The organism is Patescibacteria group bacterium, from assembly GCA_035549555.1.
Lineage (GTDB): Bacteria > Patescibacteriota > Microgenomatia > UBA8517 > UBA8517 > Co84-156.
In genome coordinates this window covers 520,253-544,253 of record DASZQR010000010.1, presented here as the reverse complement: position 1 = coordinate 544,253, position 24,001 = coordinate 520,253, and the positions used below count along the sequence as shown (strand labels likewise).

General features: G+C 34.9%; 32 protein-coding genes and 1 tRNA gene. 17 read left to right on the top strand and 16 right to left on the bottom strand.

What is annotated here, in order from left to right; translation table 11 throughout:
- The first annotated feature begins 1 nt into the window (after window position 1).
- Window positions 2-388: a hypothetical protein gene (locus tag VG895_03755; GenBank protein ID HWA52141.1), complete on the top strand. Its 387-nt coding sequence runs from the start codon at window positions 2-4 to the stop codon at window positions 386-388.
- On the opposite strand, the gene VG895_03750 is transcribed toward VG895_03755, so the two are convergent.
- Window positions 375-1,724, bottom strand: coding sequence for an HD domain-containing protein (locus VG895_03750; protein HWA52140.1), 1,350 nt, complete (start codon window positions 1,722-1,724; stop codon window positions 375-377). The genes VG895_03755 and VG895_03750 overlap by 14 nt on opposite strands.
- Between VG895_03750 and recJ the strand changes: the two genes are divergently transcribed.
- A complete protein-coding gene (gene recJ, locus VG895_03745) occupies window positions 1,725-3,383 on the top strand; it encodes a single-stranded-DNA-specific exonuclease RecJ (GenBank protein ID HWA52139.1) in 1,659 nt (552 codons plus the stop codon).
- On the opposite strand, the gene VG895_03740 is transcribed toward recJ, so the two are convergent.
- Complete coding sequence (locus tag VG895_03740) at window positions 3,361-3,564, bottom strand: hypothetical protein (protein ID HWA52138.1); 204 nt, start codon at window positions 3,562-3,564, stop codon at window positions 3,361-3,363. The two genes, recJ and VG895_03740, sit on opposite strands and share 23 nt — an antisense overlap.
- A gap of 172 nt (window positions 3,565-3,736) precedes the next feature.
- On the opposite strand from VG895_03740, the gene aspS reads away from it, so the two are divergent.
- The 3 genes from aspS to VG895_03725 are packed head-to-tail and all read left to right on the top strand — an operon-like array spanning window position 3,737 to window position 6,402.
- Window positions 3,737-5,065 carry an aspartate--tRNA(Asn) ligase gene (aspS, locus tag VG895_03735; GenBank protein ID HWA52137.1) on the top strand — a complete coding sequence of 443 codons (1,329 nt, stop codon included), beginning with the start codon at window positions 3,737-3,739 and terminating at the stop codon, window positions 5,063-5,065.
- 3 nt (window positions 5,066-5,068) lie between these two features.
- A complete protein-coding gene (locus VG895_03730) occupies window positions 5,069-6,019 on the top strand; it encodes a D-alanyl-D-alanine carboxypeptidase family protein (protein HWA52136.1) in 951 nt (316 codons plus the stop codon).
- Window positions 6,016-6,402: a hypothetical protein gene (locus tag VG895_03725; GenBank protein ID HWA52135.1), complete on the top strand. Its 387-nt coding sequence runs from the start codon at window positions 6,016-6,018 to the stop codon at window positions 6,400-6,402. The genes VG895_03730 and VG895_03725 overlap by 4 nt, the downstream gene beginning before the upstream one ends.
- Here VG895_03725 and VG895_03720 read toward each other — a convergent pair.
- On the bottom strand, window positions 6,377-7,438 hold the full coding sequence (locus VG895_03720; protein HWA52134.1) for a hypothetical protein: 1,062 nt from the start codon (window positions 7,436-7,438) through the stop codon (window positions 6,377-6,379). The genes VG895_03725 and VG895_03720 overlap by 26 nt on opposite strands.
- A gap of 29 nt (window positions 7,439-7,467) precedes the next feature.
- Here VG895_03720 and gltX point away from each other — a divergent pair, with 29 nt between their 5' ends.
- The 3 genes from gltX to VG895_03705 are packed head-to-tail and all read left to right on the top strand — an operon-like array spanning window position 7,468 to window position 9,977.
- Complete coding sequence (gltX, locus tag VG895_03715) at window positions 7,468-8,799, top strand: glutamate--tRNA ligase (protein HWA52133.1); 1,332 nt, start codon at window positions 7,468-7,470, stop codon at window positions 8,797-8,799.
- Window position 8,800: 1 nt separating this feature from the next.
- Window positions 8,801-9,697, top strand: coding sequence for a hypothetical protein (locus tag VG895_03710; protein HWA52132.1), 897 nt, complete (start codon window positions 8,801-8,803; stop codon window positions 9,695-9,697).
- Window positions 9,678-9,977, top strand: a complete 300-nt coding sequence (locus VG895_03705; protein HWA52131.1) for a hypothetical protein — start codon at window positions 9,678-9,680, stop codon at window positions 9,975-9,977. Before VG895_03710 ends, VG895_03705 begins: the two co-directional genes overlap by 20 nt.
- 23 nt (window positions 9,978-10,000) lie before the next feature.
- On the opposite strand, the gene VG895_03700 is transcribed toward VG895_03705, so the two are convergent.
- Window positions 10,001-10,195 (bottom strand): DUF378 domain-containing protein, encoded by a 195-nt coding sequence (locus VG895_03700; GenBank protein HWA52130.1) that lies wholly within the window; start codon window positions 10,193-10,195, stop codon window positions 10,001-10,003.
- A gap of 200 nt (window positions 10,196-10,395) precedes the next feature.
- Between VG895_03700 and VG895_03695 the strand changes: the two genes are divergently transcribed.
- From VG895_03695 to VG895_03685, 3 genes are all read left to right on the top strand, one after another.
- A tRNA-Gln gene (locus VG895_03695) sits at window positions 10,396-10,466 on the top strand.
- An 18-nt stretch (window positions 10,467-10,484) separates the two neighbouring features.
- The gene (locus tag VG895_03690; GenBank protein HWA52129.1) at window positions 10,485-11,159 is read left to right on the top strand and encodes a hypothetical protein; all 675 of its coding nucleotides are present in this window, start codon (window positions 10,485-10,487) and stop codon (window positions 11,157-11,159) included.
- 146 nt (window positions 11,160-11,305) lie between these two features.
- Complete coding sequence (locus tag VG895_03685) at window positions 11,306-11,797, top strand: hypothetical protein (protein ID HWA52128.1); 492 nt, start codon at window positions 11,306-11,308, stop codon at window positions 11,795-11,797.
- A 177-nt stretch (window positions 11,798-11,974) separates the two neighbouring features.
- On the opposite strand, the gene VG895_03680 is transcribed toward VG895_03685, so the two are convergent.
- Window positions 11,975-12,508 (bottom strand): hypothetical protein, encoded by a 534-nt coding sequence (locus VG895_03680; GenBank protein HWA52127.1) that lies wholly within the window; start codon window positions 12,506-12,508, stop codon window positions 11,975-11,977.
- A complete protein-coding gene (locus tag VG895_03675) occupies window positions 12,489-13,154 on the bottom strand; it encodes a L,D-transpeptidase (GenBank protein ID HWA52126.1) in 666 nt (221 codons plus the stop codon). Before VG895_03675 ends, VG895_03680 begins: the two co-directional genes overlap by 20 nt.
- A 93-nt stretch (window positions 13,155-13,247) precedes the next feature.
- On the opposite strand from VG895_03675, the gene bcp reads away from it, so the two are divergent.
- Window positions 13,248-13,694, top strand: coding sequence for a thioredoxin-dependent thiol peroxidase (bcp, locus tag VG895_03670; GenBank protein ID HWA52125.1), 447 nt, complete (start codon window positions 13,248-13,250; stop codon window positions 13,692-13,694).
- Here the strand turns inward: bcp and VG895_03665 are convergent.
- Together VG895_03665 and VG895_03660 are read right to left on the bottom strand one after the other, a co-directional pair.
- A complete protein-coding gene (locus tag VG895_03665) occupies window positions 13,680-13,823 on the bottom strand; it encodes a hypothetical protein (GenBank protein HWA52124.1) in 144 nt (47 codons plus the stop codon). The two genes, bcp and VG895_03665, sit on opposite strands and share 15 nt — an antisense overlap.
- 109 nt (window positions 13,824-13,932) lie before the next feature.
- On the bottom strand, window positions 13,933-14,379 hold the full coding sequence (locus VG895_03660) for a hypothetical protein (GenBank protein HWA52123.1): 447 nt from the start codon (window positions 14,377-14,379) through the stop codon (window positions 13,933-13,935).
- A gap of 40 nt (window positions 14,380-14,419) precedes the next feature.
- Between VG895_03660 and VG895_03655 the strand changes: the two genes are divergently transcribed.
- Window positions 14,420-15,451 carry an alpha/beta fold hydrolase gene (locus VG895_03655; GenBank protein ID HWA52122.1) on the top strand — a complete coding sequence of 344 codons (1,032 nt, stop codon included), beginning with the start codon at window positions 14,420-14,422 and terminating at the stop codon, window positions 15,449-15,451.
- A gap of 13 nt (window positions 15,452-15,464) precedes the next feature.
- The gene (locus tag VG895_03650; protein ID HWA52121.1) at window positions 15,465-15,686 is read left to right on the top strand and encodes a hypothetical protein; all 222 of its coding nucleotides are present in this window, start codon (window positions 15,465-15,467) and stop codon (window positions 15,684-15,686) included.
- Here VG895_03650 and VG895_03645 read toward each other — a convergent pair.
- The 7 genes from VG895_03645 to VG895_03615 all read right to left on the bottom strand — a co-directional run bounded on the left by VG895_03645 (window position 15,661) and on the right by VG895_03615 (window position 21,241).
- Window positions 15,661-16,476, bottom strand: coding sequence for an undecaprenyl-diphosphate phosphatase (locus tag VG895_03645; protein HWA52120.1), 816 nt, complete (start codon window positions 16,474-16,476; stop codon window positions 15,661-15,663). The two genes, VG895_03650 and VG895_03645, sit on opposite strands and share 26 nt — an antisense overlap.
- Window positions 16,476-16,976, bottom strand: a complete 501-nt coding sequence (locus tag VG895_03640; GenBank protein HWA52119.1) for a hypothetical protein — start codon at window positions 16,974-16,976, stop codon at window positions 16,476-16,478. Before VG895_03640 ends, VG895_03645 begins: the two co-directional genes overlap by 1 nt.
- A gap of 91 nt (window positions 16,977-17,067) precedes the next feature.
- Window positions 17,068-17,400 (bottom strand): hypothetical protein, encoded by a 333-nt coding sequence (locus VG895_03635; GenBank protein HWA52118.1) that lies wholly within the window; start codon window positions 17,398-17,400, stop codon window positions 17,068-17,070.
- A gap of 69 nt (window positions 17,401-17,469) precedes the next feature.
- Window positions 17,470-17,949: a hypothetical protein gene (locus VG895_03630; GenBank protein HWA52117.1), complete on the bottom strand. Its 480-nt coding sequence runs from the start codon at window positions 17,947-17,949 to the stop codon at window positions 17,470-17,472.
- A gap of 38 nt (window positions 17,950-17,987) precedes the next feature.
- Window positions 17,988-19,220: an ABC transporter permease gene (locus VG895_03625; protein HWA52116.1), complete on the bottom strand. Its 1,233-nt coding sequence runs from the start codon at window positions 19,218-19,220 to the stop codon at window positions 17,988-17,990.
- Between the two features lie 2 nt (window positions 19,221-19,222).
- Window positions 19,223-19,957 carry an ABC transporter ATP-binding protein gene (locus tag VG895_03620; protein ID HWA52115.1) on the bottom strand — a complete coding sequence of 245 codons (735 nt, stop codon included), beginning with the start codon at window positions 19,955-19,957 and terminating at the stop codon, window positions 19,223-19,225.
- Complete coding sequence (locus tag VG895_03615) at window positions 19,958-21,241, bottom strand: efflux RND transporter periplasmic adaptor subunit (GenBank protein ID HWA52114.1); 1,284 nt, start codon at window positions 21,239-21,241, stop codon at window positions 19,958-19,960.
- A gap of 63 nt (window positions 21,242-21,304) precedes the next feature.
- Between VG895_03615 and VG895_03610 the strand changes: the two genes are divergently transcribed.
- Window positions 21,305-21,910, top strand: coding sequence for a superoxide dismutase (locus tag VG895_03610; GenBank protein ID HWA52113.1), 606 nt, complete (start codon window positions 21,305-21,307; stop codon window positions 21,908-21,910).
- Here the strand turns inward: VG895_03610 and VG895_03605 are convergent.
- Window positions 21,891-22,556, bottom strand: a complete 666-nt coding sequence (locus VG895_03605; GenBank protein HWA52112.1) for a hypothetical protein — start codon at window positions 22,554-22,556, stop codon at window positions 21,891-21,893. The two genes, VG895_03610 and VG895_03605, sit on opposite strands and share 20 nt — an antisense overlap.
- A 21-nt stretch (window positions 22,557-22,577) precedes the next feature.
- Here VG895_03605 and truB point away from each other — a divergent pair, with 21 nt between their 5' ends.
- On the top strand, window positions 22,578-23,243 hold the full coding sequence (gene truB / locus VG895_03600) for a tRNA pseudouridine(55) synthase TruB (protein HWA52111.1): 666 nt from the start codon (window positions 22,578-22,580) through the stop codon (window positions 23,241-23,243).
- Between the two features lie 293 nt (window positions 23,244-23,536).
- Window positions 23,537-23,989 carry a phosphatase PAP2 family protein gene (locus VG895_03595; GenBank protein ID HWA52110.1) on the top strand — a complete coding sequence of 151 codons (453 nt, stop codon included), beginning with the start codon at window positions 23,537-23,539 and terminating at the stop codon, window positions 23,987-23,989.
- Window positions 23,990-24,001 lie beyond the last annotated feature (12 nt).

Here is a 24,001-nt window from a genome sequence, read left to right as displayed (position 1 = left end):
TATGTCAGAAATTGAAAAAGGATCAGAATATTCAGATCGAGGAAGATTTGAAAGAGAAAGAGCTGGTGGTGGCTCTCCAAGAAGTGGTATTGATATGTGGCTTCACTGTAAAAAAGCAATTCCGCAAGTAGATGTTCTTTCAGAACCAAGACAGAGTGAAGGACCAAGAGAGGGGTTTAATTCTGATTATAGTTGTGATGATCCGAATATTGTTAAACTTGCTAGGGAAAGCGGGCGTAAGATTGATTCTTACTCTAATAAATCTGGTAAAGTTGTTTTTGAAGCAGTTGAGATGGTTGCTGGTGGAGATTATAGAATGGAAAGAATACAGTCAGGTGTTTGGTGTGCAAAGATTAATTGTCCTTTCTTTGAACTTAGAGAGTCTTAATTCTTTTTAATAAATCTTCTTTTGTATTTTCTAATTTCTTTTCTTCAACTTCTTTAAACAAGCTTTCTAAAATCTCTCCGATTTTTTTGCTTGGTTTTAGATTTAATTCTTTCATTACATCAGTACCATTTATTTTTAAATCTTTAATTGAAAATGGCTGCTTTTGAACTTCTAATAATCTCTTTTTAAATTCTTCTGTTCGCCAACTTGTAAGCTTTGCTCCACTTCCTACTCGATCTGCAGTGCGCAAAATTAACATGTCATCCAAATACTCTGGTGTTACATTTTTTATAAATCTTCTAATTGCAGAATCAGTTTGAAATTCATTGACAGTAAATTGATGCCATCTTACTAATTTTGTTAATTTATCGGTTTCTTTTTTGGAAAATCGCAAACGATCTGCAATTTGAAAAGCGATTTTTGTGCCGGCAACTTCGTGATTATAAAAAGTGATAGTGCCGTTTTCTAATTTTTTAAAAGTTTGAGGCTTTCCAATATCGTGAATTAAAATGGCAAAATTGGTGACTGGATCTTTTGAAGTACTTGATTTTAATGCCATTAGAGAATGAGTGCCAACATCGTAAATATGATGGCGATTAGGAGATTTTTGTTCGACGCCAAACATTTTGTAAACTTCCGGCAAAATGATTTCAAGTAACATGGAATCTTTTAACAAAATTATTCCCTCATATGAATGATTTGAAGATAAAATTTTGAAGAGTTCTTCTTTTATTCTTTCTTTGGAAATTTTGGTGATCAAATTTGCATTTGATTTTATTGCATCGAGAGTTTTATTTTCTATTTTGAAATTTAATTGAGAAGCGATGCGAATTGCTCGTATCATGCGAAGAGCGTCTTCTGTAAATCTATCTCCCGGATTACCAACTGCTTTTATTATTTTTCTATCTAAATCTTTTTGGCCATTATAAATATCAATTACTTCGTAATTGTTTTTATTTTGTTTTAAAGCGAGAGCGTTAATTGTAAAGTCACGTCTTGCAAGATCTTCTTCCAAAGTTTTTCCCCATTCAACTTTTTCAGGGTGGCGAGAATCTTTGTAACCAGACTCTGTACGAAAAGTTGTAATTTCAAAAGGATCTAAATCTTTACTATTACTTGGGAAACCAACTGTCCCAAATTTGTTGTCATAATATGCATCTTCCCCTAATGTTTTTAAAATTTGATCAGGGGTTGCATTGGTTGTGAAATCCCAATCGTTGGGAATTTTTCCAGTTAATAAATCACGGACTGCCCCGCCGACAATATAAATCTCGAAATTTTCATTTTCAAATTTTGATAAAATATTTTTTACTTCTTGTGGTATATTGAAATTCATATGGCATCTCAATTATACCCTAAAAAAGTCTGGCAGATTTTAAACACTGATGAAAAAAAAGATATTGTTGATGTACTTCTTGAAAACCGTAATCTAAAAACAAAAAAAGAGAAAGATGATTTTTTTGATCCAATTAAACCAGAAGACATCAAGTTAAAAGATTTAGAAATTGATGTAAGCGAAATTAAAAAAGCAATCAAAAGAATAAATTTGGCAAAAAAAAATAATGAAAAAGTTTTTGTTTATGGAGATTATGATGCTGATGGAGTGACTGCGACTGCAATTATGTGGGAAGCACTTCATAAATTAAAAGTTGATGCAATGCCTTATATTCCTGATAGATTTATTGAAGGATATGGAATTAATAAAAAAACGCTTGCGCGGTTAAAACAGGAAAACGAAAACCTGAAAGTTATAATCACGGTTGATAACGGAATAGTAGCTTACGAAGCGATAGATGCTGCCGAAAAACTTGGGATAGATATTATTGTTACAGACCATCACGAAGCGGAAAAAAAGAAAAATAAACAAGTTTGTCATCCTGATAAAGCGTTTGCAATAATTCATACAAAAAAAATTTGCGGAAGTGCAATCTCATGGATAGTTGCACGAGAACTTGGAGTAACAACTGGACTTGAACTTGCAGGAATTGGGACAATTGCGGATCAAATGCCACTGACCGCTGCAAATAGATCTTTTGCAAAATATGGAATAGAAGCATTAAAGAAAACTAAAAGAGCAGGACTTATTGAACTACTCCACGACGCAAAAGTAGAAATGGAAAATATTTCGACTTATGAAATAAATTATATTATTGCGCCGCGAATCAATGCGATGGGAAGACTTGTACATGCAATTGAAGCGCTACGACTTCTTTGTGTAAAGGATCCTAAGCGTGCCAAAGAGTTGGCAAAATTAATTTCTAAAACAAATTCACAAAGACAAGAAATTGTGGAAAAGACAGTAGTAAGTACACAAAGAAAGATGGAAAACTTTAATGATTCGATAATTTTTTTAAGCGATAAAAATTATCATGAGGGAGTAATAGGGCTTGCAGCAGGGCGACTTGTTGAAGAGTTTTATTTACCTGCAATTGTTGTCTCTCGGGGGCGCGAATTTAGTAAAGGAAGTGCCCGCAGCATTGAAGGGATAAATATTATTGAAATGATTCGGGAACATGCTGAAATTCTTGTAGCGCATGGAGGGCACACAATGGCTGCTGGATTTACAATAAAAACTTCGAAAATTGAGGAATTTCAAAAAAGATTAAACAAAACTGCCAAAAAACTTTTAACTGATGAAATTTTACAGAGAAAATTAAAGATCGATTCTCTACTTGATTTTAAATTGATTAATTGGGAACTTGTAAAGAAAATAAAACAATTTGAACCGACTGGAAACGGAAATCCAACTCCAAGCTTTGTAACGCAAACTGTAAAAATTATTGATAAAAGATTACTTGGGAAGGATAAAACACATTTGAAATTAAAACTATCAAAGGATAGTAAATTTTTTGATGCAATTGGATTTGGAATTGCGAAAGATTTTTCAAATTTAGAAAAAGGAGATCTGGTAGATGTTTGCTATAACATTGAAGAAAATGAATGGAATGGAGTAAAAAGTTTACAATTAAGAATTAGAGATTTGAAGCAGGTTTGATTTCTTTTGTTTTTCTAATTTTCATTCCACTTGTTTCTGTTTTTATGTCCATTGTGTTTGTTCCGTCAGGATGAACATCTATATTTATCTCTAGGGATGATTCTTCACACGCTCTTCTTCTTGCTTGTAACAAGTATTCAATTTCGTTAATAGTTGTTGGTGATATTGTCTCTTTTGGCATAAAACCATTAAAAAACCTCCTTTTCAGGAGGTTAAAATTCACGCTTAACCTCCCGCTTTAAGCGAGGTGATTAATTAATGTTGGGAAAACTTTTACTGTTAACATTTCGACTGTATTTTAGCAATTGACGCGCTTTCTTGTCAATAAAATACACATGAAGTACAATACACTCATGCAGAGAACTTTGGTGAACGAGACCCTGAAAAAAGTAGGAGAGAAAGTGGAGCTTCAAGGATGGGTAAATATTGTTCGTGACCATGGGAAAATTACTTTTGTTGATCTTCGCGACCGCACCGGACTAATTCAATGTGTGGGGACAAATTTACCAAAACTTTCCAGTGAAGATGTTGTAGAGATTTTTGGAAAAGTAGTTGAACGACCTGAGAAACTTATCAATAAGGATTTGGAAACTGGAAAAGTGGAACTACAGATTGAAGAAGTAAAAATATTATCTAAAGCTCATGAACTTCCAATTGATATGGGTAAGGATGAACTTGATGTGGAGCTTCCTACATTACTTGATTTAAGAAGTTTGACTCTTCGCCACAAAAGAGTTCAGGCGATTTTTAAAGTGCAGGCAAAAATTGCAGAAGGCTTTAGGCAAAGCTCTTCGGAACTTGGTTGTACTGAGATTTTTGTGCCAACGATTTCAGCTTCCGCAACTGAAGGCGGAGCTGAAGTTTTTAGAGTTAAATATTTTGATTATAATGCATATATGACTCAAAGCCCTCAACTTTATAAACAGATGCTTGTCCCTGTTTTTGAGAGAGTTTTTACAATTGCTAAAGCTTACAGGGCTGAACCTTCAATAACAACAAGACATGTAACTGAGGCAACACAAATGGACTGCGAAATGGCATTTGTGACTTTTGAGGAACTCATGGATGCGCTTGAATTTGTAGGAAGTTCGGCTTTGAAATATGCAGAAAAAGAATGTGCAAAAGAAATGAAAATTTTTAAAGTTCCGGCTCTTAAGATTCCCAAAAAGATACCAAGATTAAAAATGCGAGAGGCGCAGGAAATTATTTTTAAGAGAACTGGAGTAGATCATAGAAAAGAGCGAGATTTGGAGCCAGAAGATGAAAGAGAAATTTGCAGATGGGCACTTGAAGAACATGATTCTGATTTGGTGACAATAACCCATTATCCAACAAAGAAAAGATCTTTTTATACAATGCCCGATCCAAAAGATCCGGAATTTTCACTTTCTTATGATTTGCTTTTTAGGGGTGTTGAGATATTAAGCGGAAGCCAGCGTATTAATGATTATCAACAACTCTCAGATGAAATTAAAAATCGAGGAATGAATCCAGCAGATTTTGAGATGTATTTGATGGCATTTAAATATGGAATGCCGCCTGAAGGAGGATTTTCATTTGGACTTGAGAGGCTTACAATGAAACTTTTGGAACTTGCAAATGTACGCGAAGCTTCGCTTTTCCCAAGAGATATGGAAAGAGTTGATATGCGCTTGTCTCTTTTGCAACCCAAAGAAAAATAATTTATGAAACTCCTGACAACGACTGCTTTTAAGGTGTTTTATGTTTTAGTTGTTGTCTCCTTTTTTATTGCCTCTTTTTTTCTGGGAGCGAAAGTTTCTGCAGAGGAAACAAATGTGAAACTTTATAATATAGGGGAAGCAAATTCGCTTCCAGTGTTGGCTCAAAGCGCTAACTTTCCGACCTTTTCTGCTGAAGGAATAATTGCGGTAGATGCTTCGTCAAACGTTACCCTTTTTGAAAAAAATGCTGATGAACCGCTTTATCCTGCTTCAACTACAAAAATAATTACTGCACTTGTAGGGCTTGATTACTACAAAATGGACGATGTTTTGACTGTGCAAGCTGCTGATCCAACAGTTGATGGGCAAAAAATGGGACTTATGGCTGGAGAACAAATGACTTTTCAAAATATGTTAAACGGACTTTTGATTTATAGTGCAAATGATGCAGCTGTCACAATTTCCGACAATTACCCTGGAGGACGGGATGCGTTTGTAAATGCGATGAATGCTAAAGCTAATGCACTTCATTTGACTAATTCTCATTTTGCAAACCCTGTGGGGCTTGATGATCCATCACAAGTTACAACTGCCCGGGATATGGTTAGAGTTTCTCAAATTGCAATGACAAATCCAATATTTTCCCAAATTGTTGGAACTAAAGAAAAAATAGTGACTGATATGAGCGGCAAATTTTCATATGATGTAAAAAATGTAAATGAACTTCTTGGGACAGTTCCCGGAGTTATTGGAATAAAAACCGGATGGACCGAAGGTGCGCGCGAAAATTTAATTAGCGAAGTGCAAAGAAACGGGCATGGAGTTTATATTGCACTTCTTGGAAGCGAAGACCGTTTTGGGGAAACAACAGAACTTATTAATTGGATTTATGGAAATTATTCCTGGCAGAATGTAGGGTATGTGCAAAAAGCTATTGGGATGGTATTAAAATGACAAAAGATAGAAAAGTAGATTTAAATAATAATATTTATACTCCATTTATAGTTTGTGAAAATGAGTGTTATTATATTTTTAGAGATGATAATAACTCTAAAATTTATGATAGTTCGGGATTATATGTAACTAGCTTAAGTAGAAGAGAAAGTTTGTTTTTGGACGTTCTAATGTCAGAATTAGATGTAAAAGTTAACAATCAGGATATTTGTTGGAGCTTGTGGAGTGATGACACGAATGAGATTAAGGTACGTAGTACAGTTAATTGCGTGCGCAGGAAATTAGATATTATTAATGATGGTTTATCTAATAAGATTGTTGCAAGGAATAATGGCTATGCATGGTCTAGTGAAGCAGCTATTGTCCGTAGTATGTTGAGGTAACTGCTGGGACATAAGCTACAAAACCGTTATCTCCTTCGAAAACTGCAACTGGCTGATAAAATTGTGTTGGACTTTGCGGATCAAAGTAGGCTAAATAAATTCTTCTGATTGTAATTTTGCCGTTTTGATTTTGACCAAGATTGGCTACGAAACCCTGACCGCTTTGTAAATTTTTTAAAGCTTGATCAGAAGTTATTAACGGATAGGTACTGAACTGTGTTGTATCAACTGGATAATAATAATATTGAGCTCCGATTATTTGTTTACCTTGATCAGTATCGCCGCTTATTATAAACCAGACATTTGCAGTTCCTGGTTGCTGTGTTACTGCAGGAAGGTCGTCGTAATCTTTTCTGAATAAATTTATTTTTGTTAAATTTGCATCCGACAGCGAAAGGGCGCTTACCAATTGTTTATTTTGGACTTTTAAATATTCCTGTGTAACCGGGCCTGAAAGATCATCTGGAAGACCAATAGATGAATTTAGGAAATTTTTTGCAGTTCCAGCTGCGTCTCCTGCTGCAGGCGGGCGGGCGGAAAGAGGAGAAGAATCAGAATTTAAGTTGTAGCCTATAGAAAAAGTTTGGTTGACGATATTTATTTGTATGGAACTTGGATTTGAAGGATTTGTAAACTGGTAAATTGTTGGGGTTATTTCATTCTGGTTACTTGAGAAGCCCATATTTGAAGCAAGAGATTTTGTATTATCAAGATCTAATAAATCAGGACGCTCACTTGGCATGTAATAAACTTTTGCCTGACTGAGCCAATCTTTGGTTGCGACTGATGGCATTTGTCCGTCTGGAGTTTGAATCGTATAGGTTAATGATGGAATATCTTTATTGGTTGGAAAAGGCAAACTTGGCAATTTACCAAAGGCAATTGTGGGCGAAGGGGGAGGAGCTGGGAAAAGGTTTTGAGCGACACCAATAAGTAATCCGAGAACAACTCGGCCAACAATAAGAAAAATAATTAAATAAATTCCGTAACGAACAATTTTTCTTGTGAGGATAGCAGTTTGGGTTAAAGATGCCATATTCACCTTAATTATAATATAATTGTGCTATGAAAGTCAGAACTAGATTTGCGCCAAGCCCAACTGGAAATTTACACATTGGCGGACTTAGGTCAGCTCTTTATCCGTATGCTTTAGCGAAACGTAATGGCGGAGATTTTATTTTGAGAATCGAAGATACAGATAAAAAAAGAGAGGTTCTCGGCAGCAAAGAGAAAATTGGCGAAAACTTAAAACTTTTTGGAATAAGTTGGGATGAATATTATGTACAAAGCGAAAGATTAGATATTTATAAAAAAGCTGCAGAAAAATTAATAAAAGAAGGGCATGCATTTTATTGTGACTGTAAAGCGCGAAACGCAAAGACTGAAGGATTTACAAAAATACTTCGTGATCCATGCAGGGATAAAAATAAGACAAGCGGAGCAATTAAATTAAAAGTTCCTGAGAATGAAACTGTGAGTTATCACGATTTGGTTTTGGACAAAAATATTTCCTGGGATACAAATGATGTACAGGATGCAACACTTTTGAAATCAGATGGATATCCGACATATCACCTTGCTGCAATGACTGATGATTTGGAAATGAAAATAACACATGTACTTCGCGGACATGACTGGATGCCTTCGACTCCAATTCATTTATTGGTTTATAAATATTTGGGCGGACAAATGCCAGAACTTGGGCATTTGACTGATATTTTAGATCCAGAAGGAGGGAAACTTTCAAAAAGAAAAGGAAGTACGTCTGTCGAAGGATTAATTGCCGAAGGATATTTGCCTGGGGCAATACTTAATTTTATTATGCTTCTTGGATGGGCACCAAAAGATAATAAAGAATTATTTACACTTGAAGAATTTGTTAAAGCTTTTGACGTAAAAGGATTGCAAAAATCTAATCCTGTTTTTAATCGTGAGAAACTTGATTGGTTTAACGGACAATATATTCGTCAATTTTCAGATGATGAATTGAAAATAAAACTGCAAATACAAAACTCAAAATTCGCAGAACTTTCTGAAGATAAACAATTAGCAATAACTGGTTTGCTTAAAGATAGAATTGTGAAATTAACAGATATAAATAATTTTGCAAAGTTCTTTTTTGAGACTCCTGAAATTGATAAAAATTTATTTGGAGAGAGTTACAAAGAGCATTTGAAAATGGCAATTAATGTAATTGAAAATATTAAAGATTTTGATTTGGAAAACCTTAATAATAAATTGATGGATGCAATAAAGACAAATAATTTTAAAACTGGAGATTTCTTTATGACACTTAGAATTGCTATTACAGGGCAGAAATTTACACCGCCAATTAATGACTCTATAATAATTTTAGGGAGAGAAGAAACTTTAAAAAGACTTAAATCTTCCTTATAAAATGTCTAAGAAACTGCCTTCACAAACATATCATGATCTTGATATTGAATTTGTAAGAAATAAATTAAAGCTTAAAGCCATTAATGAAAGAGCAAAACTTTTTGAACGCCATCCACAAGCTACAAAATTTTTAGGAACTGCTGCAATTGCTTCGACTTTGTTTTTAACTGCCGGAAAATTTGCCAGTTTGCCGCCTGCAGATATTCCAATAGCCCATGCAGATGGCGCTGTTTCAGAAAGCGGAAATCAAGTTTTACTTTCGACTTTAAAAGCTATACTTCCTGCTAAAGTTTCTCCTCTTACTGCAGACCAAGAAAATAAATTGGCAACTTTGTTTAAAAGTGTAATCGGGATTTCTGCAAAGGCGAATCTTGAAGGAGAACACTTGAATACAACATATGGACTAATTGGAGCTGAACAACATTTGAGGCGTTATCCTGGAGATACAATTTCTCAGCACGCTGATGCAACTGGGCCGTATGATGAAGGAATGGCGCCAGGACTTGGAGCTTGGGGGTATTTTGCGCCAAGTAAAGATAAATTGACACCAGACTTAGTTGAAGATGAAAAATGGTATGCAGTCGTACAAACACTTTATTTGCCTGATTGGGATAAAAGAACTGTATATTTGAGGGATTGGTATAAATACCGAAAAGTTTTAATTGTTAATACGTTAAATGGAAATGCAGTGGTAGCGGACATTGCAGATAGCGGGCCCGCAAGCTGGACCGGGAAAAGTTTTGGAGGAAGCCCTGCTGTGATGAATTCACTAGGCGGTGCAAAATATAAAGTGGGGCCTGTAGTTTTGTTTTTTGTTGATGATCCAGATAACACTATTCCTCTTGGTCCAGTAGATTACAATAATGTTATAAATAATTATGCAATTAAATCTATCTAAAATTGAAAATCTGATTAAAAATTCAGCTCTTTCTCAAGAAGAAAAAGAAGAGCTTTGGAAAATTGTTGATGAGATAATTCATCACAGAATAATGGGATGTGTGCTTGATAATTTACCAAACGAACATCATGAAGAATTTTTGACAAAGTTTGAAAAGAAATATTTTGAGAGCGAAGCTATAAGCTATTTGGAAGAAAAATGCGGACTAGAAATTACAGACAAAATGAAATCAACTCTAAGCGAAGTTGAAGAAGAAATATTAAGTGAAATTAAAAGTTAAACTCGGCGCCGAGTTAATAAACTTTATTTTTTCATCATGAACATTCCCCAAAGAGAATATACACCTGAAAGTCCTACAAGAATGTAAATGATTTGTACAAGTGCTGGCCAAGCGCCAAAAAGCATTTGAACAAGATCTACATTTGCAAGGCCGACTAATCCCCAATTTAAGGCTCCTACTGTAACTAATACCCAGGAGACCATCATTAAGGTGTCCATTTTCATACCCATTTTTACTGAACTACTTGAATTTCTTTTTGCCATCTAAATCACCCCCGACTATGCTTGGGGCTATAACCCCTTACATTTTAAGTATTTGCTTAAAGATAACTTAAAGTCAAGAGGGTTTTGATATAATACAGATATTGCGGAATCGTCTAATGGTAAGCAAAGCTTGCACATTATCCGATTCCGAATAATGCGGAATCGTCTAATGGTAGGACACATCCCTCTGGAGGATGGTATCTTGGTTCAAATCCAGGTTCCGCAGCAGATGTTATACTGAAGTGTGGAAAAAATATTTGCTGTATTTTTTTTGTTTCTATTTTTAATTTTAAGTAAAAATTTTTCTGTATTTGCACAAACTGTAAATGACACTGTAAATGTTGATTTCTCTCAGCAAATTGCGACTGGATATTCTTCTATTTTTGGCGTGACGCAAACTCCTGACGATGCAAACAGTATGAGCATTTTACAAAATGACGGAGTGACATTTGTACGGCAAGATCTTTCCCTTGATACTTTTGTAACAAGCGCTGATCCAAACACTTGGGATAAAGGAAGCGAGAATTATATTGCTAATAAATTTTTGCAGGCAAAAGCACACAACATGAAAACTATGATGATTATTGATTACACGCCAATATGGCTTTCTTTTAACGGGCAAACAAATGGAGTGCCAAATAACTGGACAACCTGGGAAAGTATTGTAAAAAATACACTTACTTATTTTAAATCTCAAAATGCACTTCCTGACTATTATGAAATTTGGAATGAACCAGGAGACGCTTACCAAGATCAATTTTTTGATGTGACAAATAGCGGAATGACTAAAAATCAGGCATATGATTTGCTTTATTTACATTCATGGAATGCGATAAAAGCAGTTGATACAAACGGAAAAATAGGAGGACCTGCTGATTATCAGCCTGATTCTGCTGTGACAAATATCACATATATGTAAGTGATTCCCAAATCAATCAGAAAATAGATTTTCTTTCATATCATTTTTATGACCAGGTACATGAATATATTATTGAAAGTTCACAATTTTTTGGACTTCCAACTGGAACATCTTCAATTGTCCCAATTAAAAACTTATTAACACAGATGGCAAGAACAGACATTCCAATAGTGCTTTCTGAATATAACTATACATGTTGCGGCAGAAGCGGAAGCGTTGGAACGAAAGAATCAATTACTTGGGATGCTAAAAATTTTATTGATTTAGAAAGTCAGGGAGCGATTGCGGGAGGATATTTTACTGGAATTGATTTGGTTGGCGAGCCTGAAGCGCATATTTTTAAACTTTTTAGTAAAGATTTGGGGCTTGGAAATGGAAACAGTAAGGTATATAAAACAACCTTGACAAATTTTCCAAATTTAAATGCTACTGCGGCCATCAATAATAGTGGTCAGAGAGTGCTTATGTTTTCAAATAGTACAGCGAATAATGAAAACTTAAATATAAGTTTGAATAACACAGGATTTTCCGGAAGTTATACTGCAAATATTTATCTTGCTAATTTAAATAATGATCCTGCAAGCGTTAATTCTACACAAAATATAAATTTTAGTAATGGAAATTCTAATTTTAATTAAATATTCCACCTTGGAGTGCAGAAGGAGTTGTTTTTGCAAAAAATTATGATGGAACTGATTATGTAATTTGGCTTAGTCATTTCGGACAACACACAACACTTGGAAGAAACACTGGTGATTTTAACGGAGACGGAATTGTAGATAATGAAGACTATACTATTTGGTTAAATAATCGAACTAATTAAAACGAGTTGCTAAAGGAATAAAATTATTTGTTGTGATATCAAACCAGTAAGAAACATCTTTGGTTCCTGTATTTGCATTTACAATTAAATAAATTGCTGATGCCCAACCGGTTACGTCTTGTAAAGTATAAGTCGGAAATTTCTCAGAGAATTTTTGAGTAATATTTAAATCTTGCGGTTCTAAATAAAAATTAATTATGCTTCCTGTATCTTCTCTAATAAAAACATGTTTATCGTCGATTGACCAGGTGTTAAAAGGAATTGAAAATTTTCCGGAACTTACTTTTGTGAAATTTAATTTGTCACTTGAAAAGATGTATATATTTTTATTTTGAGTCATTGTTAGTGTTGCGTTTCCGTCTGGAGAAATCATGGAAGTTGTTATGATAATTGGCGCTGGACTACTTGGAAGAGAAACATCTGCTAATACTTTGCTGCTTTGGAAATCTTTAATATACAAAGCGATTGCTCCAATTGAAGTAATCATAATTGTTAGAATTAAAATTTTAGATATTTGCTTGCCCATAAATAGTCACTAACGTTTTTGAAACTGACGGATCTTCCACCCAATTGTATAATTTTTCTGCATCAACGGTTCGCATGTTTATACAACCATGGCTCATTGGATGACCGAAATTGTCATGCCAGTAAGCTCCATGCAGCGCAAACCCATCGCCTTCTGGGACGTCACCGCCTGCAAAAAACATAGTGAAAGGAACATTTGGTAAATCATAATAATCTGCCCCTTCTCCGCCCGTCATTCGAGTCGCGCGAACTTTTTCCCAAATTGTAAAATCTCCTGTTGGAGTCGGATGCCATTTCCCTGAAGAAATAACTGCTTGCATGAAAAGATTATTTCCTTGATAGGCATATAAAGTTTGAGTTGTTAAATCGACATAAATATGTTTTTCGCCGACGCCTGTTTCATCACCTAAGACTTTTTTATCAGTACTTAAATCAATTTTTGGAGGAATAATTTTTTGTCCATCGAAAGTACCAATAGCATTGTTTTCTACATTGACGTTTAAATTTTTAATGCAGCTTACTGAATTAGCACAAAAAGAATTTGCTGGAGCTGGTTTTGAGAGGTAAAAAATTGCGAGTAAAGGGATTAAAAGGAGAAAAAGGTATTTGGCAGGGAGTTTCATAATTAATGATACAATTAAATCCATTTTATGAAAAGAGGGTTTAGGGTTAATTTTGTATAGAAATGGAGAGAGAAGCGGAAAAATTAGCTGCGTTTTTAAATAGAGTAAGATTGTAATATGAAAGATTTTGAATTAGCCGACCAAAATGGAGAAATCCATAAATTATCTGATTATAAAGGCAAATGGGTTGTTCTTTATTTTTATCCAAAAGATGATACTCCTGGATGCACTAAAGAAGCATGTAGCTTTCGCGATAGTTTTCGTGAAATTCAGAAAATGGGAGTACAGATATTGGGAATTTCAAAAGACAGCGTAAAATCTCATAAGAAATTTGCTGAAAAATATAATTTAAATTTTCCAATTTTGAGTGATGAAAGTTTAAGTGTTATTAAAGCATATGATGCCTGGGGAGAAAAGAAATTTTTGGGAAAAACTTATGAAGGAATTTTTAGAATTACTTATTTGATTAATCCAAAAGGAGAGATTTATAAGAAATATGAAAAAGTAAATCCTTTGACACATGCAAGTGAAATAATTCGCGATCTTAAATCAGTAATTGTTTAAAGTTTGTAGCTGCCTTGCGACATCTTTTAAAATAATAATTGTTAAAACAATACAAATAACTCCAATAATTTTATGAGTTTTAGTTTTTTCTTTAATAAAGTAAGAGTTGTTTTTGCCAAGTTGTTTCAAGCGGTTTTGGTCTTATACTCGCCCCACAGTTGAAACAAAAATAATCTGTGGGGCGTACCGCCACATGACATTTTGGGCAGATACTTTCCATAAAAACATTTTATAACATTTATGGAGTAGGTGTTGGTGTTGGGCTTACTAACGGTTTTGTTCCTTTAAAATGCCCTCGCCACATTCTGAATCCTCCAAAACCAATTGTTTTTGGATCAATGTTTTGGCTTTTAAGCCAAGCTTGAAAATCAGACGGTTTTGGTTTGTTTGCTAATTCATTTAAAATTGCAGTTTCCTCATTACTGGTAATTTTGCCAGCTGAAACTAATTTATCTAATCTTCCCTTTAGCATGTTTTGCTTTTGAGTTTGCATATAAGAATTAATTTCATCTTGTACATCAGTTTGATTTAAATTAAATTTTTGGGCAATTGCCTGGGCGAGACCGGAAAAGGGATTAGTGGTTTGTGCGTTTACATTTGGCACCCCCAAAACTGTTAATCCAACAATTCCAGTTGCCCCGACAAGAACGATCGGTAGTATTAATTTTTTATTCGTATTAATCACCTCTTTTCTTTATATATGTATAATAAAATAACAGTCTGAAATGATGCTTAAACGAATTGGTTTTATTGTTTTGATAGTTCTTTTTTTAGTGCTTGCTGTTTTTTTATATGCTACAAAAAACCAGAAAACAATTCCTGAAGTTGTTAATAATATAGTACAACCCACTCCAAGCAACATATTACAAATTGCACATATGAGAGATCAAAATTACCCAGGAAGCTCGATTACTATTTCACAAACTTTATCAGCCGGAAGTAATTACAAAAGATATATTGCATATTATTACAGTGATAATTTAAAGATTTATGGACTTTTAACTGTTCCAAATTCTACAAAACCAATCGGAGGATTTCCGGCAATTATTTTTAATCATGGATATATTACTCCGCAACTTTATACACCAGACGGGAATTATGTTGCTTATGTTGATGCTTTAACAAAAGCTGGATATGTTGTCTTTAAACCGGATTATCGGGGAAACGGAAAATCGCAAGGCGATTATGGCAGCGAGTATTTTTCCAGGAATTATGATATTGACGATCTTAATGCTATCGCGAGTATAGAAAAGTTTGATGAAGTCAATCCCGGAAAAATTGGAATTTGGGGGCATTCTATGGGAGGGCACATTACACTTATGGACTTAGAAATAGCTAAAAATATTAAGGCTGCTGTTATTTGGGGAGGAGTTGTGGGGAGTTATAATGATATTTTGTATAACTGGCAAAATAGAGTTAGTTATCAACCGGATGCGGAGGATTTACGGCTTCGAAATCAAGGGTCGGAGGATTTGGTAAATATGTATGGGACTCCAACACAAAATCCAAGCTTTTGGAATTCAATTGACCCAACTACGAATTTAAATTATATAAATACCCCCTTACAAATTCATGTTGGAGCAGCCGATAATCAAGTCCCTCCAGACTTTGGTGAGAATTTATACAATGATTTAAAAAGTTTGGGAAAAACTACGGAATTTTATTCATATCCGGGAGCAAATCATGATATTTCATCTCCGAGCTTTGAAACTGCAATGGCGAGAACCATTAGCTTTTTTGATAAATATTTGAAATAATACTTTATATCTTATGAACAAATTATTAATGTTTGGGGGAATTGTTTTGGGAGTTTTGTTTATTTTAATTTCGATTTTATATTTTATAACTCCTGCGAATCATTTGCCGCATTTTATTCCTGGATATTCGGCTTTATTAACGAGACATCATTTTACTCACGGAATTGGAAGTTTGTTTTTGGGGCTTCTTTGTTTTGCATTTGCCTGGTTTAGTGGAAAACCAAAGACAAAATAACTCCAACGATAACACAATAAATTCCAAACGGCCAAAGCTTTTGTGTCTCAAAATATTTGGTTAGAAATTTTACTGAAAGGAATGCGCAAAGGCCTGCGAAAAATGCTCCAACTAAGCTTATGGGCAAATTGATTGATGCGATGTCTGGAAGTTTTACTAGAGTTGCCCCTGCAATTATTGGTGTTGCAAGTAAAAATGAAAACCTAGCTGCGTCTTCATGATCAAGACCTGCTATAAGCCCTCCTGTCATTGTTGAGCCAGTTCTTGAAAAACCAGGAATTAAGGCAAGGCATTGCATAGCTCCGACAAAAATACCTTTTCCCCAGGTTAGTTTTGCAGGAATTTGATGAACTTTTCTTTGTAAATAATCTCCAAGAAGAAGCATGAGACCGTTTAAAATTAAAACTATTGAAACTATTGCTGGAGCTGCAAATAAATTTTTTAAAGTATCCTGAAATAAGATACCTAAAATTCCTGCGGGAACGGTTGCAACAATTAAAAGCCATGCCATTTTAGCGTCTTTGTCGTCATCTCTAATCTCTCGGCGAGATAAACTTCTTAAAAACCCTTGAATTATTTTTAACCAGTCTTTCCAAAAAAATAAAAATAAAACGATAGCTGTTGCGGTATGGATTGCGACCAGAAAAGTTAAAAAATATGAATCGTTTTGGTTAATATTCCATCCTAAAAGTTTGGGTAATACAACGCTATGACCGAGACTTGAAATGGGGAAAAGCTCTGTGATTCCTTGCAAACTTCCTAAAATAATTGCTTGAAAAATATTTATCATTATTTAAAGATATCATTATATAGAGATGATAATTCTTTTAAAGACCTTTCGGTCGGCCAATTAATAAAGCTATCGCCATATTCTCGTATAATAATTGGTATTGATAAGTGATAAAGACTATCCATTAATTGAGGTCTTCTTGGTAAGTTGTTTGTTTTTATATGTTTGTCTATCATCCAGGATAAAATTCCATAATAAGCTGCCTCTTTTAGAATAAATGAATTTGTATCAATCGGAATATGTTTATCAGGAAATGCTGTGAATGTTCTTGCTAATTCTAAAACATTAGCTGATTTTTCTAACTCCTGCTTAATAATATTTTGGGCAGCTGTCCAATTATTATCGCCAATTAATCTTTTTGCTTTTTGATATTTACTTTCTATTTTAAATATTTTTCTAATTCTTGATTCATCTATATTATCTAAATGGTCTAATGTCTGATTTGTAGCTTCTTGTAGACTTGTGAACTCTAAAACTGGTTCGTTTCTTTCTGCCGACATATGTTTAACTATTGTATAATTTAAGGGTGAAAATTTCAAAAGTTTTGAGTTGCTGAAGTTGGACTTTTTATTTTAATTACTGCTTTGGAATTTATTTTTCCTCAGAAAAAGAAGTAGGAATTTTCTTAACTATTTTTTTTGAAACAGCGCCTGCAAATAGTCTTATTGCTGGTCTATTTTCTTTTTCATAAATTATTTGAACACCTAAAATTTGTTTGCAACTTGGACAAATTAACTCTTTTAAATTTAAATTAATATTCTGATCATTGATAGTTCTGTCTAAATACATTCTTTTTAAAATTCCTGGTCCGTCTTTTTGATAATAAGCTATATGTTTATTACATCTGGAACAGTAAATATCTAAAAGTTTTGAATTGCCTCCTCTGATTTTTTGATATCTATCCTTTTTAAATTTGAAAGACATAGATTGAAGTATATCAATTTTGTGGAGACTGGAGCGAGCAGAGCTCCTCCAAATCTCCACTTGTAAAATTTAGTATCCTGCTGGACTTGCTGCTGGTGTGCCTGATGGACGAGGTCCGCCAAACATTCCCGCGTTTCCAATTTGAACATTAGTTGCTGTAACTGAACCGTCTGAATTGGTTGTACCAAAAATGGTAACTTCCTGGCCAGTTGTTAAGTCAGCTGCAGTTCCTGCTGTTGTTTTTGCAATCATTGCAGAACTTCCAAGAATGATAATTTTTGTACTACCGTCGCTTAATTTGACTGTAATACTATTATTATCTGCACTTATGATTTGACCGCGTACTGCCATACCATTTGCTCCGCCATTTGCACTTCCAAACCTTCGGGTTGCGCCGTTTCCTTCGGCTCCGCCGCCGAAATTAGCTGCAAATTGACTTCTTGCTGTAGTTGCTTTACTTTCCTGATATTTCATACCGCCGAAAAAACCTGCTGCTCCTCCAATTACTAAAGCTATTACTCCAACAATTATTAAATTTTTATTTTTCATAATTATCACCCCCATTCGACTACGCTCAGGGCTGTAGTCTATTCGTATCTTAAGGCTTCGATTGGTTGCAGAGACGCTGCACGGCGCGCTGGATACCAGCCAAACAAAACGCCAATGCAGGCTGAAACTGCAAAAGCAATAAGAATCGAAGGAAGAGAAATGAAAAAGACAGAATTGTTTATTTTTGAATAGAGAAAAGATGCCATTACTCCAAGAACTATTCCTAAACTTCCGCCTGTGAAAGTTAAAATAATTGATTCAATTAGGAATTGTTGGATAATAATAGATTTTTTGGCGCCGAGAGCTTTTCTTAAACCAATTTCTCGAGTTCTTTCAGTTACTGTTACTAACATGATATTCATAATTCCAATTCCACCAACAATTAATGAAATTGCTGCGATACCGGCAAGAAGAGTGGTGAATGTACTTGTAGCTGCTGTAGCTGTTCCTAAAATATCTGCTTGTGACAAAATTGTAAAATCTGCTTTTGTTGGATCATCAATTTTATGGCGAGTAAGCAATAAATAACCAACTTCATTTTCCGCAGCTGTCATGACATCGCTTGATTTTGCCTGAAGAGAAATGGCGCTTAAATAATTTTCGCCGAAAATTTCTTTTTGGGCAACTGAAAGGGGAATATAAATTACATCATCCTGATTATTAAAACCTGTTCCACCTTTACTTACTGTTTCACCTGTAATGGTAAAAATCTGGCCTTTGATTCTTATTTTTTGGCCAACTGGATCGCTGCCATCTGTAAAAATGTTGCTTGCAGCAGTTGGGCCGATAACTGCATCTTTACTTTGATTTGAAACTTCGTCTGAAGAAATAAAATTTCCTTCCTGAATTTGAATATTATGAACTCCTGCATATGTATCTGTCACTCCAATTATTTGAGTGTTGCTATTGTTTCCAGCTGTTGAAACTTGTGACCTTCCTGATAATTCTGGAGAAACTGTCTGTACATCTAAGACTGTTGGATCTGTTGCAATTGCAGTTGCATCATCGTTTGTTAGAGTGGTACTTCCGCCTGCAGCTCCACGGACAAAACCAGTTGTTGCTGCTCCTGGCTGGACTGTAAGCAAATTAGCTCCAAGAGATTGGATTTGAGACTGAATTGCTTCCTGAGAAGCCTGACCCAAAGAAACTAATGCAATAACAGAACCAATGCCAATAACAATTCCAAGCATAGCAAGACCTGTTCGGAGTTTATTTATAAATAGTGTGCCGATTGCTTCTTCTATAAGTTTAAATTGGAAATTGTTTTTCATATTTATATGCTATCGTTTTCTACTTTTAATTTGGCTATTTTTTGTTTTGCATTTTTCTTATCTGAAATTAATTTTCCGTCTTTAATCATGATTACCCTTTTGGCATGTTCTGCAATATCGGGCTCGTGAGTAATCATGACGACTGTGTGACCTTCATTATTTAATTTTTGGAAAATTGCCATAACTTCTTCTGCCTGATTACTTGCAATGTTTCCAGTTGGCTCATCTGCAAGAAGAATTGCAGGATTATTTACAAGAGAACGAGCAATTGCGACACGCTGCATTTGACCGCCCGATAATTGATTACTTGTATGACTAAGCCTATTTCCAAGACCAACAAGAGTAAGATATTTTGCTGCAATTTCTTTTGCTTTTTCATCTTCGACGCCAGCATAAAACATTGGCAACATTACATTTTGTAAAGTAGTGCGCCTTGGAAGTAAATTGAAGGCCTGGAAAATAAAACCAATTTTGCGGTTTCGAATGCTTGCCAATTCGTCATCTGTTAATTTACTTACTTCTTCGCCATCGAGGATATAGCTTCCTGATGTCGGAGTATCAAGCGCTCCAATAATATGCATTAATGTTGATTTTCCAGAACCTGAAGGACCCATGATAGCGACAAATTCTCCTTTTTGAATGTCAAAGGAAATATTGTCTAAAGCGACAGTTTCCACTACCCCTGTGTTGTAGATTTTTGAAATTTTGGAGAGATGAATGATCGGAGATGTTGCCATTTAACCTCCTCTCGTGAAGACTCTGACATTGCCGCCTCCAGCCGCTCCGCCAAATCCTCCTACACCACCCCTGTTGCCGCTAAATGGAGAAGTTGTGTTTCCTGTACTTGTACTTGCAGATGGATTGATGATAGCTGTGACAACTGTGTCGCCTTCGTTTACTCCGCTATCAATTTCAGTATCAGTGTCGGAAGCTTCGCCAATTGTTATTGGTACAAAGTCGAGTTGACCGTTTTTAAGTTCCCTGACAACTTTATTTCCTCCTTGAGTTGTTATTGCAGAAGTTGGAACTGTAATTACATTATCTTTAATATCTGTGATAATACTTGCCTCAACTGTCATGTTTGGCAAGATTGAATCTGATCCGCTATCAAATTGGATAGTTGCAGGATAATTTGTAACCCCAGAGCTTGTTGTTCCTAATTTATTAATGCCGGCAACAACTCCTGTAAAAGTCTGGTTTGCAATTGAATCAAAAGTTAAAGTTACTTTTTGGCCTGCCTTCACTTTATCAACGTCAGCTTCTGCTATTGAGACAGTAGCGACAGGATTTCCTGGAGTTTCAACTGATGCAACAGTTACCGAACTTGTGGAATTTCCTGAACTACTTGTGGTTGTAGAATTGGTAATTGCCATTCCCGGAACAACTGTAATATTTTGAATAGTTCCTGAGACTGGAGCAACAATTGTGGAAGATGCTTGTTGATAAGCAATACTTGCATTAGTTAAATTTGCTTGGGCAGAACTAATTGAATTTTGGGCGTTATTAAAATTGCTTTGGGCGGCAAGCCATGCATCATTTTCCTGAATATATGTTGGATCAGTTGTTGCAAGTCCTCTTGCGACTGCATCGTTTATAAATTTTTGATTTGCGCTAAATTCAGATGCTTGTAGTGTGTAGTAACTTGCGTTTGCTGAAGTTACACTATTTTGAGCTGATAAATAAGATGAGTAAGCTTGGGCTTCTCTTTGCTGGCCAGTTGCATCTAAAGTGATATTGAATAATTTTTGGCCTTTTGTAACCTGATCTCCTTCTTTTACATAAACTTTATTTACCTGGCCGTTTGCGGTTGATGTGACATCGATATTATTGGTTGCAACAATTGTTCCTGAAGCTGTGACGCTTGAGATTAGCGTACCTCGAGTTGCTGTTGCTGTTTCATAAGTAACTTTATTTGCGCCGCTTCGCGAGCGTGTGAACACGAAAACTGCAATTATGATTAAAGCAAGAACAACAGCAATGCGCTTGTGAGAAAGAATCACGTTTTTGATGCGATTTATCATATTTCAAGTATAGTATGAAATGGAATACTGAAGAGAGGCTGAATAGAGTTTGTGTTATAATAAATGATGTTTAAGCTTCCTGAACTTCCATATGATTATAGCGCTTTAGAACCTTTTATTGACGAGGAAACAATGCATTTGCATCATGATAAGCATCACCAAGCATATGTTGATAATTTGAATAAAGCGCTTGAAGGAAAAGATGAATTTTTAAATATGGATGTAAAAGAATTATTAATAAAACTTGATCTGGTACCTGAGGATATTCGGACAAAAGTGCGAAATAACGCAGGAGGACATGCAAACCATACGATGTTTTGGAAAACATTAATCCCAAATAAAGATTTTAAGAATATTGATGGAGAACTTAAAAAAGCAATTAATGAAAAGTATGGAAGTTTTGAAAAATTTCAGGAGGAATTTACAAATAAGGCTCTTGGGAGGTTTGGAAGCGGCTGGGTTTGGCTACTCACTGATTTATCAATAGTTGATACTCCAAATCAGGATTCGCCATTAATGGAAAGTGAGAGAGCGATTTTAGGCTTGGATGTTTGGGAACATGCATATTATTTGAAATATAAAAATGTTCGAGCTGATTATATAAAGGCTTGGTGGAATATTGTGAATTGGGAAAAAGTGTCGGAATATTTTAAGCAAAAGCCGCTTTGACTATGTCTTCTTGGCGAAGTGTTAAATGGGTTTGTTGATATAATCCTTTTATTGTTTTTTCTCTAAGTGGTTCTCCGATTTTCATTTCTGTTATTTTTTTATCTTTTTGTACTGCGCCTTGATGTTCGTAAAAACTTGTTCCGGTCTTTTGTTTTGTGGTGTCTCCTATGTATATTTCTTTAACATTATTCATTTCCATAACACCACATCCAATTGCCCACAATAGTGTTCCTAGATGTTTGCCTTGATATTGGTCTGAAATTTCAAATGCGTTTATGGGATTTGTTGATTTTAATTCTTTTATGCCTTTTGAAATTGGTGTGGGTAAGTTATCAAAATTATCTTGATCTATTCCTGAGTAAATTGAAAAAGTTGCTTGAGCTTCAGCTGGGTCGTCATAAAAAATACGAAAATCCGCATGGCCAACTACCCCTTCTTGGTCAAATAGAATTATTGAATAATAGTTTCCAAAACCTTCTCGTTGTGGAGTTCTAATACATCCGATTAAAAATTCATTATTTAAGTCTATTAGGTCCGTAGACTCTATCTTTCTATCTTTATGGATAAAATTAAATTTATTTTCTATACCGATAGTCTCGAAAGATGTTGTTGAAGAATTGGATTCTCTTTTTGGTTCATTAGGCACTATTTATTATACAATATGGTTATGATCTTACTGATTGATAAACCAAAGGGGTGGACGAGTTTTGATGTTGTTGCGAAAGTTCGTGGCATTCTTCATGAGAAAAAAGTGGGACATGCGGGGACGCTTGATCCAAATGCTACAGGACTTTTGATAGTTGCAACGGGAGCTGATACTAAAAAAATAGGAGAGCTTACAAAAAACACAACTAAAACTTATGAAGCTGAAATAGTTTTGGGTAAAATTTCTTCTACAGATGATGTTGATGGTGAATTAACTCAATTCGCACAGCAAATTGTTGAGCCACAAGAACAGGAAGTCAAACAAATACTTAAAAATTTTGAAGGAGAGCAAATGCAAATGCCGCCAAAATATTCTGCAATCCGAGTAAATGGCAAGAAAGCTTATGAGCTTGCAAGGCAGGGCGGAGATGTGAAATTAGAACCAAGAAAGGTTACTATATATAGTATTAAATTACAGGATTACAAATATCCCGTACTTAAAATTACTTGTGAAGTTTCTGCTGGAACATATATACGAAGCATTGCAAGAGATTTAGGAGAAAAACTTAAAACTGGAGCTTATCTTAATGAATTAAGGAGGACGCAAATTGGACAATATTCGGCCCAAAAAGCAATAAGCCTACAAGAACTGCAGCAAATGCAGACAAAAGAACAGCTGCCGCACTAACATCCTTTGCAACTTTAGCTAAATGTGAATAATTGGGGCTAATTTTGTCAACAACTTTTTCAATTGCGGTATTTAATAATTCTAAAATAATTACAAGAAAAATTGTCAGGATTAACAAAGCGAATTTTTCAACAGATAACTTAAAAATAAAACCTAAAATTAAAGCAAATATTCCAACGATTGTGTGAAATCTGAAATTTGGTTCGTTTTGAAAAGCTTCTTTGATGCCATTTCCTGCATAACCAAAACTTTTTAAACCACTGTGGCGGGCACTCATGATAATATTATATATCATGCAGGACGAATTGATTACATTTCTTGCCAGTTTTTTGATTTGGATTATGTTTGCTCTTCTTGTTGTTCTTTGGTTTATAGACGGAAAAATTAAAAAAGAACAAGTTGTACACGCTCTTCTTGCAAGTTTTATTGCTTTTACAATTGCTGAAATATTAAAGAGAGTTTTTAATACACCAAGGCCATATGATGTTAACCATTTGGCAACTGAAGTTGTTGCACTTCCAAGTGATCCTGGATTTCCGTCGGTACATGCTACGGTCGTTTTTGCGCTTTCGATTACAATTTGGTTGCATGATCATAAAGTAGGTTTGATCTTTATAATTTTGGCAATTTTAGTTGGATGGGCGAGAGTTGCTGCAAATGTGCATTATCCAATAGATATAATGGGCGGAGCAATTATTGGAAGTATTGTCGCACTTCTCATAGAAAAGATTCACTTGACAAGGTAGCAATCGCAATGT